Raw genomic sequence first — 17,901 nt, 5'->3', positions numbered from 1 at the left:
ACTATATATTTTAAAAAATTAGCAAAGAATTTCAAATAATGTATTATTTTTGTGAAAATCCTAAATTATAAATTTATGAAAAAACTTTTACTATCATTTTTATTAATATTCTTTAGTTTTAGCTCTCTCTTTGCACAAAGAGATACAGACCATTGGTTTGCACCCTATTTTGATGTTTCAGGAAGCAATTATATTCACACTTTATTTTTTTCCACAGATTCTTTAACGCCTTTTCCCGTTACAATATATAATAATGGAACGGTAATAGGAACGGTAACTATAAGCAAAGGAGCGCCTCAACCATTCACTGTGCCTTCTCAATACATCCGTACTACTGCAGAAAGTGATGCTGCTAATATTGTTACGATGGGATTGTATACAAAAGGTGATAGACCCTATTTTACCTCTCTTAGAGCAGCGGTGGGGTCGCACGGAGAAATTATCACCTCTAAAGGGAAAGCAGGCATAGGAACTACATTTTTTGCAGCCGCAGCACCACTTACTGCTACTACTACTTCATTCAACTTCTCTACAGGTATTCTTGCTACAGAAGACAATACGATCGTTACAGTTTCTGGATATAATCCAAATGTACAATTCGTGAATAATATGACACCTGGTACAACCACTACATTCACACTAAATAAAGGACAATCTTACATTTTCACTGGAAAGGCAAACGTAGTTGCCAATAGGGACGGATTTATTGGTGCTAAAATTGTGGCTACCAAGCCCATATCTGTTACCAATGGAAACTCTAATGGTTTCTATGCAATTGGTGGATCACAGGATGGTTCGGATCTTATTATGGACCAATCCGTTCCTACAGACCGTCTGGGAAATGAATTTGCCATGGTAAAAAGTATTTCTACAGGTAACACCAATATGGAAGGAGGTATTATTATCGCCACAGAAAATGGCACTCAGGTTTTCATCAACGGGAGTGCTACGCCAGTTGCTACTTTGAGTGCTGGTCAATATTATAGAATTCTCCAAAATTCATATGTGGCACAAGGAGGTGGACACTCTAATATTTATGTGAATACGTCTAAAAATGTATACCTATATCAATTGGTAGCTGCAGGAACTGCTAACAATACTGGAGGTTACAACTACATTCCCCCATTAAACTGTTTCTTACCAAGAAAAATTGACGAAATTGGTTTGGTAAATGCTATGCCAGGTGCTACAGCAGCTATTACTTTAAAACTGAATATTCTTACTGAGGCTGGGGCCGCAGTTACTGTAAATGGGGTTACACCTACTGCAGCACAGGGGCCATACCCTCTTACTGGTAATGCAAACTGGGTAACCTATGCTTTATCTGGTGTTACTGGAAATCTTACCATTACGTCTACCAAAGCTGTGACTGCAGGTATCAACGGTGGATATAGCTCAGCTGGATACGGAGGATATTTCGCAGGTTTCTCATCTATTCCATTAATCGCTAAACAAACTGGCGACTGTATACCAGGTCTTGTACTGGAAGTAGATGATAGTTATGAGACTTATCAATGGTTCAGAAACGACGTCCCTATTCCTGGTGCTAATAGCAACTCATTTACACCTACGGAATCAGGAAACTATACCGTAAGAATTACAGTAGGATCTTGTGTCCCTGTAACTACACCTCCTTTTAAAGTTTATACCTGTTTGGCAGAATCTACAGCAGCGCAAACAGTGTGTGAAGGATATCTAAATATTGTACCAGCTTTCACCAGTTCTACACAATTATTTGCACCAGGATCGGTACAGATCATTACACCGCCAGCACATGGTACAGCAATCATCAATCCTACTACAGGTGTTATCGGATATGTACCTACTTATGGATATGTAGGTAATGATACCATTACATATCAATTTTGTGGAAACACTGCTGATTTCATAGACTGCGAACAAATCACATTAACACTTACCATTGCAGCAAGCCCTGTAGTTCAAAATGCAACGCTTAGAACTTGTTATTTGCCAGACAATGTAGCTACAGGTTTGTTCGATCTTTCTAATGCTACTGTTACATTACAGACAGGAGTTACGTATAATTATTACCCCTCTTTAACGGATGCTAATAATGGAACTAACGAAATACTAAATCCTACCACTTATATCGCTCCCAATGGAGTAGTATACGTAAGAGTGAGTAACGCTAATGGATGTTTCAGAGTGGCTGAAATTACATTAGTTGTCTTCCCTCCTACTTACTCTACAGTTCTACAAGATAAAATAATCTGTATAGAAGATAGAACAACTTTGGATGCAGGACCTGGATTTGATTATGTTTGGAGTACTGGAGATCTTACTCAAACTATCTCTAATGTAGGAGTTGGTGTCTATTGGGTAGACTTGAAATCTGGTGACTGTGTAACAAGACAATATGTGAAGGTATATGCTTCTGAGCAACCTGTCATTTCTAATATTGATATATCAACCAACACGATCACTGTAAATGCGGTAGGAGGAACTGCTCCTTACCAATATTCTATTGATAATATCAATTGGCAAGACTCTAATGTCTTCACTAGTTTACCAAGAGGAGACGTAAAGGTATATGTAAAAGATAGCTATAATTGTCTCCCTCTAGAAGTAGCTGTTACAATTCCTAATCTTGTTAACGTAATCACTCCAAACAGTGATGGCATCAATGATATTTTAGATTACTCTTCGTTAGCAAACAAACCAAATTTGGTATTCGGAATATTTGATAGATATGGCAACAAAATTCACCAAGGAACCAAAGAAAATGGTTATACTTGGGATGGTACTACGAATGGCAGCAAAAAAGTAGCTACAGGAAACTATTGGTACAATATTTCTTGGAACGAAAATACCATCAATAAGACAGCGATCAAGTATTCTGGCTGGATCATGGTAAAAAATAGAGAATAAATTCTTCTCATCTCTCAATAGAATGAAAACCACGATTTATATCGTGGTTTTTTGTTTATTTATAAATATTACTTCTTAATTATTATTAAATTTGTGATAAATCTAATTGTAAATGAAGAAAATTTTATCTTTTTTCCTTTTTCTCTGTATATACTGTGTTTCTTTTGCACAATTAGATAGAGAGCATTGGTTTGCACCTATGGTAGATCGTTCAGGAAATCCTAATCCCAACCAAAAAGTATATCTTTCTACAAGCCGCGTTACTCCATTTCCAGTAAGCATCTACAACAATAATGTACTGATAGGTACTGTGAATATTAGCAAAAATAATCCACAAAAGTTTGATATCCTAAGGAACTACATTATTACCAATCTTCAGACAGATTTATTCACTCCAACATCGAAAGGTATTTACCTAAAAGCAGATTTCCCTTTTTATGCAAATCTTAGATTCTCTGTATACAACCATGCTGAAATCATTACCTCGAAAGGAATTGCCTCTACCGGGAAAAACTTTTATGCAGCATTTGCTCCCATTACCGTTAGCAATACGATTCTCAATTTCATGACAAGTATTTTGGCAACCCAAGATAACACTACAGTAACTCTTTCTGGATATAAATCTACTACGCAATTTTCTAATGGCACTACAGGGGCTACCAATCCTACCATCACCTTTACACTAAACAAAGGACAATCTTATATCATTGATGGTAGTGGTGATCTCACTGGGAATTCGGATGGTTTTTTGGGTGCCAAAATTGTTGCCAACAAACCTATTAATGTAACTAATGGAAACTTTAATGGACAATATGCAGGTAATGTGCCGTTGAGTTCTGATATTTTGATGGATCAATCTATTCCAGTAGAACAGCTAGGAAGCCAGTTTGCCTTGGTAAAAGGTAATGGTACTATTGGCTCTCATATGGAAGGAGCTTTGGTGATTGCTACACAAAACAATACTCAAGTGTATGTAAATGACGAAACAATTCCAGTAGTTACATTGAATTCTGGACAATATTATGTAATTCAGGATACCAAATACAAATTGCAAGGTACCAATCATTATAATCTTTATATTAGAACAACTCAAAATGCATATGTGTACCAAATCCTTGCAGGAGACAATGCCTCAAGTACAGAATTGGCAACAGGAGGATTTAATTTTATTCCCGCGCTCAATTGTTATTTGCCTAAAAGAATAGATGAAATAGGTCTTATTAATGAAAATTTTGTCTACACCAATGCCAATCCACTGGGCATACTCAATGTACCAACAAAACTTAATCTTATTACAGAACGTGGTGCCGTTGTTACAGTAAATGGAGCTAATCCTCCAGCAGGAACTGGCCCTTATGACATGACAGGAATTAGCAATTGGGTAACCTATGGCATCCCAAATACTGTAGGAAACATCACCGTTGTTTCTTCAAAGGCCATTACTGCAGGCATCACTGCAGGAAGTGATGCGGTAGGATATGGAGGTTTTTTTGCTGGATTTGCTACTCAACCCGAAATCATTAAATCTGGCTCAGATTGCGCACCTGGTATTATCCTTACTGCAGATCCTCTTATCTATGACAATTACCAATGGTACCTGAATGGAGTAATTATTCCTGGGGCAACCAACAGTACCTACTCTCCTACAGCTTCCGGAAATTATACTTGTTCGGTTACAATGGGAAGTTGCGCTCCTTTGGTAACAGCATTATATAAAGTACAAAATTGTACTAAACTCACCCATGAGAATATCACAATTTGTAGTCCAAAAACATTTGTTCCCACGTTTAGTAATTCTACGCAAACGCCAGTTATTAATACGATTTCTATTCTTACAGCACCAACTTCTGGTAATGCAACTATAAATGCTACCACTGGCGTGATTACCTACACCCCGAATAATGCAAACATCCCGAGTACAGACACTTTCATTTATACTTTTTTTGGCAACAATCCAGATTTTCCGGATTGCGAAACGGTGACTGTAAATATCAATTATCAACCCCTTTTGGTACAAGATGCTGCACTTACCGTCTGTTCTTCAAACAATTCGAATAATGGATTTTTTAATTTAAATAATGCGAATATCACTTCCAACACACCAGTTACTACTACGTTTTATACGTCATTATTAGCGGCACAGAATGAAGATTCAGCGGGTTTGATTACTGTTCCAACCAATTATTCTGCGTCTTCAGGAACTTTTGTTTATGCTTTGGTAAAAAATAATACAGGATGTAAAGAGATTGCAAAAATTACCTTGAATTTGTTTCCAAAAATTATTGTGACTCCAAATTCTATAAATCTACTTTGTGATGATAATTTCGATGGAATATTCACCGTTACACTATCGGATATTACACCCATTATTCTTACCAATTCTGGCTATTTCACCAATGTAAACTACTATGCAGATCTTACCGATGCTATGAATAATACGGGAACTCCGCTTCCCAACAACTGGAGTATTACTGCCAATACAACAATCTACATTAGAGTACAATCCCCAGATGGCTGTGGAGCAGTAGTACAGTGGGTAAACTTGCAAGTAGGATCCAAAGTACCTGTATTGGTAAGAAATCATACTCAATCTTATTGTGATGAGGATCTTGATGGCTCTCAATTGGTTGATCTTAATCAATACCTTTCAAATTTTACAACAGATCCGGCAGTCACAGCACAATTTTTTAACTCGCTTGCTGATGCCCAAAACAATATAAGTCCTCTTGCCAATCCTATTACTCTATCGGGGTCGCACACTTTTTTTGTGAGATTAGAAAAACAGGATTTGTGTTCTGAAATTGTAACTTTAATTTTGAATATTAAATCAGCCAAAAAGTCTGAAATTCTCCAAGATAAAAAGATTTGTCCCAATACAAAAACTACTCTAGATGCAGGGCCAGGATTCGACACTTACCTATGGAGTACAGGCGATACCACTTCTTCTATTACGAATGTTGGTATTGGAAACTATTGGGTTGAACTTGGTTTCAACGGATGTACTTATAAACAATTTGTGAATGTATCTGAATCTTCGTTACCTGTTATTACCTCCATTGATATTAATGAAACTACGGTTACCATAGGCGTTACTGGAGGTATTGCTCCTTACGAGTATTCATTGGATGGTATCTTTTGGCAACCCTCAAATATTTTCACCAATATAGGAACTGGTAATTATAAGATTTTTGTGAGAGATTCTTTACAATGTAAAGAAGTGGTGAAAGATTTTGTGATTATTAATCTCATTAATACAATTACCCCAAATGGTGATGGAATCAATGATATGATAAACTATGCTTCGCTGATGTCGAAAGACAATTTAGAATTTAGAATATTTGATCGTTACGGTGCCGAAGTGTTCAGAGGAACCCCATCTAACCAATTTACTTGGGATGGAAATATAAAAGGTCGCCCAGTGCCTACGGCTACCTATTGGTATTTTATCAGCTGGACAGAGTTTGGATCCTCTACAACAGTAAAATATTCTAGTTGGCTATTAGTAAAACATAGAAATGATAATTTATGGGATCGATAGGGAATGGATTATTATACTATCGATTATGAAATCAAAATAAAAGTTGGTAATATATTATAACACTCATTAACATTTATGGTAAAAGTTTAATATAATTTTAACCCATGGGTTTCATTTAAATTCTCTTAATTCCTGATATCTTGCGTAATTTTGCAGTCTATATGAAGAAACTGCTATCTCTATTGTTATTCCTATTGGCCATAGGGATCAATGCACAAATTTTTAAAGGACAGGTTTTCCTTAGAGACAACTCTAGTTTATACCTCAACCAAGTATATGTGACCAACCTTAGAACTTATACCACTGTGCTTACCAATTATAATGGCGAATTTTCTATAAAGGCGGAGGCTGGTGATGCCATAAGATTTACTTCTATTGTTACCGAGAGAAGAGATATACCCACTACGGAAACCATGCTTGGTAATACAAATTTTGTGGAGTTAAAGGTAGCCTATCATGACATTCAGGAAGTGGTAATCAGCAAATTCAGGCCCACTGGAAATCTGCGATATGATGTAAATACCCTTCGAAAAGAGGATAAAGCATATGCTCTGAAAAAAGTGATAGGGTTACCCGAGCCAAAAGGTGACGGTAGCTCACCAGAACTTCCTATGGCAGGATTTCGTGATGGTGGACTTACATTTAATCTAGAAAGTATTTTTGATATGTTATCAGGGGAAAAAAAGAAAAAGCAGCGCTATTTGGCTTACGAAAGAATGGGTAATTCTGTTGCTCAGATTAGAAATTATCTTGGTAAAGATTATTTTTTAAGAATAAAAATCCCCGAAAATCTGATTGATAACTTTTTACAATTCGTCTATACCTCAGAAAATATAGAAAGCTATGTATTGTCTGGAAATTTTGAGGCAGTGAAAATACCCATTGAAAAATACTTACCTATCTATCAAAAAAGATTACAAAACTCTCAACTGCAGGAAGTATTGAAAGCTAAATAGTGTTTTGGCATTATATTTTCAGCTAAATATAAAATTAGAGCAACCTGAAATTTAAATTTAACATAAATAAATCATTATTATTAAATTTTAATTAAATTAATAAAGTGAAGACAAATTATTTTTTAACACAAACAATGAAAAAATTATTCTTTATTATTCTTTCAACAGTGTTCGTATCTCTATCTGCGCAAAATAGAAATAAAGACTACAAAAACATTTTGCAGAGTAAAAACATCTACGAGATAAATGCATTTCTAAGAGATGCTCATCCAGATGATCCTCGTAGAAGCGTTCTGAGACCAAAAGTCTTGGGTATGATGAAGGAATATATTAAAAATGCGGAAGGAAGTGATAGAAAGGTGAAAGAAATGCAAGAAATGTTGGCAATATTAAGCAGAAGAGCTTCTACCAAGATAACTTTTGAAGAGATGAATGCCAACATCAAACAAAAACAAATAGCCCGTTACCAAGCAGAACTGAATTCTCCTCAAACTCTGATAAAATATACGCCCAGTACTACGCAAAACGTATATGTAACTCCCACTGTAGCTAATGCTAAACTTCCGGTGATAGCAAACACCGAAGCAGACGAGTTCAATATGCTTATGGCGTCTAACCCTGTAGAACACAAGAATAAAACTGTAAAAATATTAAATTCATTATTTGATAATGATCCTAATGCTAAAGAATGTATTGTGATGATTGAAAACAAATCGGATTGTAATATCATTGTGAGAATAGAAGGTGTAGGAAATATCAAATACAGATTAGCCATTCCTGCACACGAAAACAATTCTGTAGTAGTAGAAAAAGGAAATTACCTACTTACAAGTTTGGTTTGTGGCTCGCAATATGCCTCACAGAAAAGTATTCTGAAGCCTCTAATGGTTGCACTTGGAAGCGCATCCAAATAATTTTGTAAAATATCTTATAGGTTAGCTTATTACTTTTATGTAAATATTTGCTTATTATTTTTTGTAATTTTGCATAATTTTATATACACCATACATGGGCAAGAATAAACTAGCTAGATTTACAGAAAACAACTTATTACCAAATGTAATACAACCAACAAGAGAAGAAGCCGTAGCAGGATCTTTTGAACTAAGAGGAAATTGGAGAAAAGATTTCTTCAAGAATGAAAATCCAATTGTGCTAGAATTGGGATGCGGAAAAGGAGAATACACAGTAGGATTAGCAAAAACATTTACGGATAAAAACTTTATTGGGATAGACATCAAAGGAGCAAGATTTTGGTTTGGTGCTAAAGAAGCTATAGAAAACAACATGAATAATGTGGCTTTTCTTAGGACCCAAATTGAGCTAGTAGATTATTTCTTCGGGGAGAATGAAGTAGATGAAATCTGGATTACTTTCCCAGATCCACAGATAAAATACAAACGGACAAAACATAGATTAACACATCCTGATTTCCTAGAACGCTATAAAAAATTCTTAAAACCTGGCGGAATTGTTCATTTAAAAACAGATTCTGAATTTTTGCATGGATATACATTGGGATATTTACAAGGAGCTGGCTATGAGATCATTTCTGCACATCACGATATCTATGGAGCAAAGGAATACGATCCCAATACACCACACCTAAGAGACATCAGGACTTACTATGAAGGATTGTTCTCTGCTAAAGGGAAGACGATTACTTATATCAAGTTCAGAATAAACTAAAAACACACAAAAACACTCTGATGAAAAAATTTTATATCGTTGTAGCGCTGCTAACGATACTCTTCTCCTGCTCTCCACAATTGGAAATACGGCAGAAAGAAATCTTAAAAAGCACAAGTATAGATGAGGTTACAGAATATTTAAAAAATGCACATCCAGAGGATCCCAAAAAGCGCATTCTTGAAGGTAAATTGATCGCTTTGAAGAATAAAGAATGGACAAAGGGCGCAGCCAACGCAAAACCTATGGAGGCAAGACCTGTAATAATGAATGTACCCTCAAATCATAGTAAAGCCCAAGTTGAGGATTCAGAAGAATACAAACGTCTGCTATCAGAAACTGCTATTCAGCATCAAAAAAGAACTAAAGAACTTTTAAATTCGATGCTGGATAAAGATGTTAGTAATAACGAAGCTATATTGTTATTTAAAAATAATTCGGATTGCAATTTGGTTTTAAAAATAAACGGAAAAAAGTTTTATAATCTAGCTGTACCTGCCCATAATGATAATTTCTTGATTTTGGAAAAGGGGAATTATTCAATCACCACGAATGTTTGTGATGTAAAGTACAATACGCAGAAAGTAGTAAAGAATCATCTTCAACTGAGCATTGGCAATCCTATTGACCGAAATGAAAATGAGAAAAAGAGTTTAGCGAAAAGTAGTGATATAGAAAAGGTAAAGAAGAAAGTTAAAAAAAGAAAGTACACAAAAAAGAAAAGTTGAAAATAATGAGTAAAATAATGATGTATATGGGTGCCATTATTACGGTAGTAAGTTGCGAAACTTATCCCACACCTCTTCACTCACCAACATATAATAAATCCTCTACTCTACCTTCTAGAAGTATGGATACTAGCTATGAAGATTTGGCAAAGAACTACAAATCTGAAACTCCCGAAGTCCTCACTTATCTCCTAAATGAAGAAGACCCCAATAGCCCGAAAACTGCTATTACCGTAGAGAACACCTCTCCTTGTCCTATGGTTCTTACCATTATTGGCAATAATTATCAGAAAAAAATTCCGATTGCTGCTGGTAAAATAGGATCTGCTATGATCTTGAAGAATAAAAATTATCAGCTATCTGGGAAGATTTGTAATTCTAATTACAAAAGCAACAAGTACATTACAGGAGTTACCACTATTAAAGTGTCTCAATAGAGGAATCATTATAATCAACAAAAACCCCACTCAAGATAATGAGTGGGGTTTTATATTTCAAAGATAAATCTTTTAGAATTATTCAGCAGAAGCTTCGAAATCTGCATCTTTTTCAGCAGATACTACTTCTCCTTCTTCTTTAGATTTTTCTTTATCAGCTTTTCTTTGAGACTGACCTTCTTTGATAGAATCTGAAACTACGTTCAAGATCATATCAATAGATTTAGAAGCATCATCGTTTCCTGGGATAACGAAGTCTACTTTTCTTGGGTCAGAGTTAGTATCCACGATACCGAAAACTGGAATACCTAATTTTTTAGCTTCAGTTACAGCAATGTGTTCTCTCATAATATCAACTACAAAGATTGCAGAAGGAAGACGCACCATGTCAGAAATAGAACCTAAGTTCTTTTCTAGGTTAGCTCTCTGTCTGTCCACTTGAAGTCTTTCTTTTTTAGATAAAGTTTCGAACGTACCGTCTTTTTTCATTTTGTCGATAGAGTTCATTTTCTTTACAGCCTTTCTGATAGTAACAAAGTTTGTTAACATACCACCTGGCCATCTTTCTGTAATATAAGGCATATTAAGTTCAGCAGCGTGTTTTGCAACCACTTCTTTTGCTTGCTTTTTAGTAGCTACAAAAAGAACTTTTTTACCTGCAGAAGTTAATTTTTCTAAAGCGCTACACGCTTCATCCAATTTAACAGCTGTTTTATGTAAGTCTACAATGTGAATACCATTTTTCTCCATAAAAATGTATGGAGCCATATTTGGATTCCACTTTCTAGTCATGTGACCGAAGTGTACACCAGCCTCTAGAAGGTCTTTTACATTTGCTTTTGCCATGTTTTTGTTGTGTGTTAGTTTACTTTCCGCTTTTTAAGCAATCAACAACTTCTTTAGATGGGAGAAGGGTTTGGATGCTAAACATAACGGGCAATTTTAAAAAAATTTAGATTAATAGATTTCAGATATAGGATAACAGACGAAATAAATTCTGTACACTGATACCTCCAATCTTGAGTCTGAAAATTAACGTTTTGAGAACTGGAATCTCTTTCTTGCTTTTTTCTGACCTGGTTTCTTTCTTTCTACCATTCTTGCATCTCTTGTAAGTAAACCTGCAGGCTTCAATGCTAATCTATACTCAGCGTTGATTTCGCAAAGCGCTCTAGATACACCTAATCTGATAGCTTCTGCTTGACCTGTATTACCACCACCGAAAACATTTACGGTAACGTCATACTGACCAACAGTTTCAGAAAGGATAAACGGCTGGTTTAGCTTGTAAACCATTACGTCTGTAGAGAAATAATCTTTAGCGTCTTTACCGTTCACTGTAATGTTACCAGTACCTGGCTTTACGTAAACTCTCGCAACAGAAGTTTTTCTTCTTCCAATTTTGTGAATTATAGACATATTAATTATTTAAATTCGTTAATATTAATTGTTTTAGGCTGTTGAGCTTCATGCTTGTGCTCTGTTCCCTCATATAAATAAAGGTTTTTGAACAATGCAGATCCCAATCTAGTTTTTGGAAGCATACCTTTTACAGATCTTTCCAATACTTTTAAAGAATCCTTCGCAAGAAGTTCTGTAGCCGTCATAGACTTTTGACCTCCAGGGTAACCTGTATGCCAGATGTAAGTCTTGTCTGCCCACTTATTTCCAGAAAGAGTAATTTTCCCAGCATTCAAAACAATAACATTATCACCACAATCTACGTGAGGTGTAAAGTTTGCTTTGTGCTTACCTCTCAAAATCTTTGCAACCTGAGAAGCTAATCTCCCCAATGGTTGTCCTTCAGCGTCTACTACAACCCATTCTTTATTTGCAGTAGCTTTGTTCGCTGAAACAGTTTTGTAACTTAATGTATTCACACGTTTTAGTTAAAGATTAAACATAATTTTCCCCGTAAGGGTGTGCAAAGGTACACAATATTTTTATAATGTAATAATAAATTTCATTTAAATCATCTGACTTTCACTACATCTTATAAATTCTCGCCAGTCAAATACATTTTAAAATAATAATTAAAATATAAAATGCAAGATTATGTGATGAATCTTCTCCTATTTCAAAATTCATATTTAAATAGAAAATTAATTCAATTATAGGTTGATAATTTTAGTTATAAAAAAGCAATAAACCTCCAAAAAGATTTATTGCTCTATTATATATTATTAAAATACATTTAGCTTCTTAAAGATTTGGAACTGCGCATACTAGCAATTAAATAATAAGCTACAAATACTGTAGAAAACTTAAGAATTGCTGGAACTGCCAAATCTAGATTATAGATAAAAGTTCCTACACCTACAAGTACTGCCATAGCGGCAAATGAGATGCCCAATTTCTGTACTAAACTGAATGACGGATTATCTAAATAATACGATAATCCCCAAGCAGAACCAAATGCGGTAGCATAAAAAATTGCCAAACCCATGTCTTTATTATCACCAAAAAAATAGTTGATAACGAAACTTGCAACAGTTCCTAAAACGAAATATATAAGTGCTCTTTGCATCCTACAAAGGTACAAAGTTTTCGAATAATGAAGTTTCTGCTACGTACATTAATTCTGAAAAATCATCTTCTTCTTGTTTCAGTTTTTTGGTTTCTTCTATCAGCACATTTTTGTCATTGTAAACTCTATAATATTGCATTTTCTTTGATACTTCTCTTTCTACTCTTTGGTCATCAGTTTTCAATGAAAGCTTACCATCTATTAGATAATCATCCTTTATTGTAGCTTTTCTTACTGCTTTACCATTTTCATATTGAGTAATTACCCCATTCAGCAAATCACTTTCTGGATCTGAAGTATATGACATGATCATTTTCTGGTCCATATTGTATATTTTAGCCTCGTAGATATTTTTGGCTAAATTGTATTTTTTTTCAAGAAAAATTTTACCATCTTGATCTGTTATTTTCATCGTTTGAACCTTTCCATCACTAAATACGGTTTCTGAATTATTGGTAATAATATTTCCGTTGTAAGGCATACCATCTTTATATTGAAGCGTACTTCTCAAATTACCATTGTCATCATAATAAGATAATTTATCATTTTCGCCATCTTTATAGGTAACTTCAGAGGATAGTCTCTTTGTTTCTTCATTGTAAGTTTTTTCTGAAACTAACATTCCTTTTGCATACGTTGCAATTCTAATTGGAGTATCCAAATCCTCAGAAAAATCATAGCTTACACCATCTGCGGGAGATAAGCTATTACTATCCTTATCCAAAGCGTAGGCAAGTTCTGCTATTTTGACTCCATTCACATCATAGGTCTTTTCTACTCCATCTTTTTTATTCAGTTTTTTCTCTTTGGCTACCTTACCATTTTTATAGAATAGCTTTTCTTCTACAATACTTTCATCTTTACCATATTTACTAATAGATTTTACCTTCATTGGTTGGTAATAATACTCTACTACAACTCCCGAGGTTACATAGTCCTTACTGTATTTAGTCCCTATATATTTTCCCCTTTCATCATAATATTTAGTCTCCGTAGCCTCATAACCATTAGTATAGACGGTTTCATAACGTATTTTATCTTTATCTTCGTCATAAACTACTTCTTTAGTTGGCTCGGATTTTTCATATTCTGTAATGCTATTATAGGTTCCGTAGTCATCCTTGTACGCATATCGAGTTCCTCTAAAATTGATATCTTTATCATACACCATATCTTCCAGTACTCTTCCATTTTCATCAAACCCTTTTGAAATGCCCATTTGGGTCCCATTCTTAAAATTAGATGTAGTTTGCACTTTACCATTAGGATAATACCAAGTTACTTGCCCATCCCAAACTTCCGCATTAGGCGTACTATCAGAGGCTAAACCTTGCATCTGAGGAGTTCCGTTTTTGTAAAAATCTTTTACCAGTGTGAGATTTCCTTGTTTTGTGGTTTCGCGGTAATATTCCATCTTATCCTTCGTGGTCACCTCCCAATCTTCATTAAAATAAATGATCTGCTGAGCATTTGCCAAAGAATAAACGCCTATTGTTGTTGCTACTAGTAACGATTTTAGATTCATATCTATCTACTTTTTAGATTTAATTTTTAAGGATATAAAGATAATTATTAAAGAAAAGTATATCCTTCGCTGAAAATAGTGATTTTTTTGGAGATCTAATCCTATAAAAATGATACATGTACAGATGTTCCAATCCATAGTAAAAGCATTTTTAAAATCCCCATTTTGCATATAATCATAAATCATTATATTTGAAACTTGACTAAATTACTATATGGACACTCAAAAATACACCCCTAAAAATAAGGTAAGGATTGTAACAGCAGCCTCACTTTTTGATGGGCACGATGCAGCGATTAACATTATGAGACGTGTGATACAAGGTACAGGATGCGAAGTTATCCACCTAGGACACGATAAATCTGCCGAAGAAGTAGTAAACACTGCTATACAAGAAGATGCTAATGCTATAGCTCTTACCTCTTATCAAGGTGGACACAACGAATATTTCAAATACATCTATGACCTTTTAAGAGAAAAAAACTCCCCACAAATCAAGATTTTTGGTGGTGGTGGTGGCGTTATCTTGCCCGAAGAAATAGACGAATTGATGGCTTACGGAATCGATAGAATTTACTCTCCAGATGATGGTAGAGAATTGGGACTTCAAGGTATGATTGACGATTTGGTAAAAAGATCAGATTTTGCTACTGGAAGAGATGTTTCTGTGGAGGATTTAGAAAATATCAGCTTCGACAATTCTACAAGCATTGCCAAAATTATTTCGGCGGTAGAAAACTTTTCAGAAGAGAAACCAGAATTGGTAAAAGCTATTGAAGAAAAATCTAAAGATCTTACCACCCCAATTATCGGGATTACAGGAACTGGAGGTGCTGGAAAATCTTCTCTTACAGACGAATTGGTAAGACGTTTTCTTCGTTCTAACCCAGAGCAAAAAATTGCAATTATTTCTATAGATCCATCCAAAAAGAAAACTGGAGGCGCACTTTTAGGCGATAGAATCAGGATGAATGCCATCAATGACCCAAGAGTTTATATGCGTTCTATGGCAACTAGAGAAAATAACGTTTCAGTTTCTCCATACATCCATTCTGCACTCAATATCCTAAAACTAGCTCATCCAGACATCATTATTTTAGAAACATCAGGAATTGGGCAATCGGGTTCTGAAGTTTCAGATTACGCAGACGTTTCTATGTATGTAATGACTCCAGAATACGGTGCGTCTACGCAATTAGAAAAGATAGATATGCTAGATTATGCAGATCTCATTGCTCTAAATAAATCTGACAAACGTGGCGCTCTAGATGCTTTGCAAGCGGTAAAAAAACAGTTCCAGAGAAATCATCTTTTATGGGAAACACCGTTAGAAGAAATGCCTGTTTATGCTACAAAGGCTTCTCAGTTTAATGATCACGGAACAACTGCACTTTTCAATACTTTGATTTCTCAGGTTAATGATAAATTTTCAGGTTTGAATTTAAAACCATTCGCAGAACAGGAAGTGAGTGATGAAGTAACAATTATCCCTCCAAAAAGAGTTCGTTACCTATCTGAAATTGTAGAAAACAATAGAATCTACGACGCGCACCTACAAAAGCAAGCTGAACTTGCAAGAACCATGTACCACATTGATGGTGTAAAAAAATTAATATCTAATGAAGTTTTAGACGCTGAATATCAAAAAGCCGAAAAAGAACTTCAACAAGAAAATATAGATTTCCTAAACAATTGGGAAGATACCAAAAAAGCTTTCCAAGAAGAATTTTTCTCTTATATTGTACGTGGTAAAGAAATCAAAGTGGCTACCTCATCAGAGTCTCTTTCTCACCTGAAAATTCCAAAAATAGCATTACCAAAATACAAAGATTGGGGCGATCTTATCCTATGGAAAGGGCAAGAAAATCTTCCTGGTGGATTCCCTTATACGTCTGGTATTTATCCTTTCAAAAGAACTGGCGAAGATCCTACAAGAATGTTTGCAGGAGAAGGTGGCCCAGAAAGAACCAACAGAAGATTCCATTATGTATCTTCAGATATGCCAGCAAAAAGACTTTCTACAGCATTTGACTCGGTAACATTGTACGGACAAGATCCTGCTTTACCACCAGATATTTATGGTAAAATTGGTAATGCTGGAGTTTCTATTGCAACTTTGGACGATGCCAAAAAATTGTATTCAGGTTTTGATTTGATTAATGCAATGACGTCTGTATCAATGACGATCAATGGACCAGCGCCGATGCTTTTGGCTTTCTTTATGAATGCTGCTATTGACCAAAATGTTGAGAAATATATTGCCGAAAATGGTTTGGAATCTAAAGTAGAAGCAGTTTTAAAAGCAAAATTCGACGATAAAGGTTTAGCAAGACCAAAATACAACGGAGAACTTCCGCCTTCTAATAATGGTTTAGGGTTACAATTACTAGGAATCACAGGAGATGAGGTAATACCTGCAGATGTTTATGCTGAAATTAAAGCTAAAACAATTGCTAACGTTCGTGGAACGGTTCAAGCTGATATTCTTAAAGAAGATCAAGCTCAAAATACGTGTATTTTCTCTACAGAATTTGCATTACGATTGATGGGTGACGTACAAGAATATTTCATCAAAGAAAAAGTAAGAAACTTCTACTCTGTTTCTATTTCTGGTTATCACATTGCTGAAGCAGGTGCAAATCCGGTTTCTCAGTTGGCATTTACTTTAGCAAATGGTTTCACTTATGTAGAATATTATTTGTCTAGAGGGATGGACATTAATGATTTTGCTCCTAACTTATCTTTCTTCTTCTCAAACGGTATCGATCCAGAATATTCTGTAATCGGACGTGTAGCAAGAAGAATTTGGGCAAAAGCTATGAAATTGAAGTATGGCGCAGATGAAAGAAGCCAAATGTTGAAATACCACATTCAAACTTCTGGAAGATCTCTTCACGCTCAAGAAATTGATTTTAACGATATCAGAACAACGCTTCAAGCTTTGTATGCAATCTACGACAACTGTAATTCTCTTCACACCAATGCGTATGATGAGGCAATTACTACGCCTACAGAGAACTCTGTGAGAAGAGCAATGGCGATTCAATTGATTATTAATAAAGAATTAGGTTTAGCGAAAAACGAAAATCCGTTACAAGGTTCGTTTATTATAGAAGAACTTACCGACTTAGTAGAAGAAGCTGTTTACGCAGAGTTTGATAGAATCACTGAAAGAGGTGGCGTATTGGGTGCAATGGAAACGATGTACCAACGTTCTAAAATTCAGGAAGAATCTATGCACTACGAATGGTTGAAGCATACGGGAGAATTCCCAATTATTGGAGTAAATACTTTCTTAGGAAAAGATGGTTCGCCAACGGTTCGTCCGGGAGAAGTTATTCGTTCTACCGAGGAAGAAAAGCAAGTGCAAATTCAGACACTTCATAATTTCCAAAAATCGAACGAAGACAAGTCGGCAGAAGCTTTGAAAACATTGCAACATGCAGCAATCAATCAGCAAAACTTATTTGCCGTGATGATGGATGCGGTGAAATATTGTTCTCTTGGACAAATTACCAATGCTTTGTTTGAAGTGGGTGGTATGTACAGAAGAAATATGTAGTCCGTAGCCGGACAGGCAATTAATAATAAATAAACCCTTGAAGAATATTC

The 17,901-nt window shown here is 35.3% G+C and carries 13 protein-coding genes; 8 read left to right on the top strand and 5 right to left on the bottom strand.

Annotation, left to right across the window (positions count from 1 at the left end; genetic code table 11):
* The first annotated feature begins 75 nt into the window (after positions 1–75).
* The 7 genes from ACKI42_RS02045 to ACKI42_RS02015 all read left to right on the top strand — a co-directional run bounded on the left by ACKI42_RS02045 (position 76) and on the right by ACKI42_RS02015 (position 10,237).
* Complete coding sequence (locus ACKI42_RS02045) at positions 76–2,889, top strand: T9SS type B sorting domain-containing protein (protein WP_407401933.1); 2,814 nt, start codon at positions 76–78, stop codon at positions 2,887–2,889.
* A gap of 112 nt (positions 2,890–3,001) precedes the next feature.
* Positions 3,002–6,427, top strand: a complete 3,426-nt coding sequence (locus ACKI42_RS02040; RefSeq protein WP_407401931.1) for a T9SS type B sorting domain-containing protein — start codon at positions 3,002–3,004, stop codon at positions 6,425–6,427.
* 161 nt (positions 6,428–6,588) lie between these two features.
* Complete coding sequence (locus tag ACKI42_RS02035; protein WP_407401929.1) at positions 6,589–7,383, top strand: hypothetical protein; 795 nt, start codon at positions 6,589–6,591, stop codon at positions 7,381–7,383.
* A gap of 134 nt (positions 7,384–7,517) precedes the next feature.
* Complete coding sequence (locus tag ACKI42_RS02030) at positions 7,518–8,297, top strand: DUF6759 domain-containing protein (protein ID WP_407401927.1); 780 nt, start codon at positions 7,518–7,520, stop codon at positions 8,295–8,297.
* Positions 8,298–8,391: 94 nt separating this feature from the next.
* Positions 8,392–9,072 (top strand): tRNA (guanosine(46)-N7)-methyltransferase TrmB, encoded by a 681-nt coding sequence (trmB, locus tag ACKI42_RS02025; RefSeq protein ID WP_407401925.1) that lies wholly within the window; start codon positions 8,392–8,394, stop codon positions 9,070–9,072.
* 20 nt (positions 9,073–9,092) lie between these two features.
* Positions 9,093–9,800, top strand: coding sequence for a DUF6759 domain-containing protein (locus ACKI42_RS02020; protein ID WP_407401923.1), 708 nt, complete (start codon positions 9,093–9,095; stop codon positions 9,798–9,800).
* Positions 9,801–9,805: 5 nt separating this feature from the next.
* Entirely contained in the window at positions 9,806–10,237 is a 432-nt protein-coding gene (locus tag ACKI42_RS02015; protein WP_407401921.1) for a DUF6759 domain-containing protein, read from the top strand.
* 78 nt (positions 10,238–10,315) lie between these two features.
* On the opposite strand, the gene rpsB is transcribed toward ACKI42_RS02015, so the two are convergent.
* The 5 genes from rpsB to ACKI42_RS01990 all read right to left on the bottom strand — a co-directional run bounded on the left by rpsB (position 10,316) and on the right by ACKI42_RS01990 (position 14,289).
* Positions 10,316–11,083, bottom strand: coding sequence for a 30S ribosomal protein S2 (rpsB, locus tag ACKI42_RS02010; RefSeq protein WP_407401919.1), 768 nt, complete (start codon positions 11,081–11,083; stop codon positions 10,316–10,318).
* Positions 11,084–11,269: 186 nt separating this feature from the next.
* Positions 11,270–11,656: a 30S ribosomal protein S9 gene (gene rpsI, locus ACKI42_RS02005; protein WP_407401917.1), complete on the bottom strand. Its 387-nt coding sequence runs from the start codon at positions 11,654–11,656 to the stop codon at positions 11,270–11,272.
* Positions 11,657–11,661: 5 nt separating this feature from the next.
* Positions 11,662–12,117: a 50S ribosomal protein L13 gene (gene rplM / locus ACKI42_RS02000; protein WP_407401915.1), complete on the bottom strand. Its 456-nt coding sequence runs from the start codon at positions 12,115–12,117 to the stop codon at positions 11,662–11,664.
* Between the two features lie 314 nt (positions 12,118–12,431).
* A complete protein-coding gene (locus tag ACKI42_RS01995) occupies positions 12,432–12,764 on the bottom strand; it encodes a hypothetical protein (protein WP_407401913.1) in 333 nt (110 codons plus the stop codon).
* Position 12,765: 1 nt separating this feature from the next.
* Positions 12,766–14,289, bottom strand: coding sequence for a membrane-binding protein (locus ACKI42_RS01990; RefSeq protein WP_407401911.1), 1,524 nt, complete (start codon positions 14,287–14,289; stop codon positions 12,766–12,768).
* A 214-nt stretch (positions 14,290–14,503) separates the two neighbouring features.
* On the opposite strand from ACKI42_RS01990, the gene ACKI42_RS01985 reads away from it, so the two are divergent.
* Positions 14,504–17,851, top strand: coding sequence for a methylmalonyl-CoA mutase family protein (locus ACKI42_RS01985; RefSeq protein WP_407401909.1), 3,348 nt, complete (start codon positions 14,504–14,506; stop codon positions 17,849–17,851).
* Positions 17,852–17,901 lie beyond the last annotated feature (50 nt).

Origin of the sequence: Chryseobacterium sp. (assembly GCF_045629545.1) — a bacterium.
Classification (GTDB): domain Bacteria; phylum Bacteroidota; class Bacteroidia; order Flavobacteriales; family Weeksellaceae; genus Chryseobacterium.
The sequence above is the reverse complement of the archived record's forward strand: the minus strand, read 5'-3'. Positions and strand labels throughout refer to the sequence as shown.

Bases quoted from the DNA above. Each gene is read 5' to 3' on its own strand.
- ACKI42_RS01995 (WP_407401913.1), bottom strand. From the start codon at position 12,764: ATGCAAAGAGCACTTATATATTTCGTTTTAGGAACTGTTGCAAGTTTC.
- ACKI42_RS02015 (WP_407401921.1), top strand. From the start codon at position 9,806: ATGAGTAAAATAATGATGTATATGGGTGCCATTATTACGGTAGTAAGT.
- ACKI42_RS02030 (WP_407401927.1), top strand. From the start codon at position 7,518: ATGAAAAAATTATTCTTTATTATTCTTTCAACAGTGTTCGTATCTCTA.
- ACKI42_RS02035 (WP_407401929.1), top strand. From the start codon at position 6,589: ATGAAGAAACTGCTATCTCTATTGTTATTCCTATTGGCCATAGGGATC.
- ACKI42_RS02020 (WP_407401923.1), top strand. From the start codon at position 9,093: ATGAAAAAATTTTATATCGTTGTAGCGCTGCTAACGATACTCTTCTCC.
- ACKI42_RS02040 (WP_407401931.1), top strand. From the start codon at position 3,002: ATGAAGAAAATTTTATCTTTTTTCCTTTTTCTCTGTATATACTGTGTT.
- rpsI (WP_407401917.1), bottom strand. From the start codon at position 11,656: ATGTCTATAATTCACAAAATTGGAAGAAGAAAAACTTCTGTTGCGAGA.
- ACKI42_RS02045 (WP_407401933.1), top strand. From the start codon at position 76: ATGAAAAAACTTTTACTATCATTTTTATTAATATTCTTTAGTTTTAGC.
- rpsB (WP_407401919.1), bottom strand. From the start codon at position 11,083: ATGGCAAAAGCAAATGTAAAAGACCTTCTAGAGGCTGGTGTACACTTC.
- ACKI42_RS01990 (WP_407401911.1), bottom strand. From the start codon at position 14,289: ATGAATCTAAAATCGTTACTAGTAGCAACAACAATAGGCGTTTATTCT.
- ACKI42_RS01985 (WP_407401909.1), top strand. From the start codon at position 14,504: ATGGACACTCAAAAATACACCCCTAAAAATAAGGTAAGGATTGTAACA.
- trmB (WP_407401925.1), top strand. From the start codon at position 8,392: ATGGGCAAGAATAAACTAGCTAGATTTACAGAAAACAACTTATTACCA.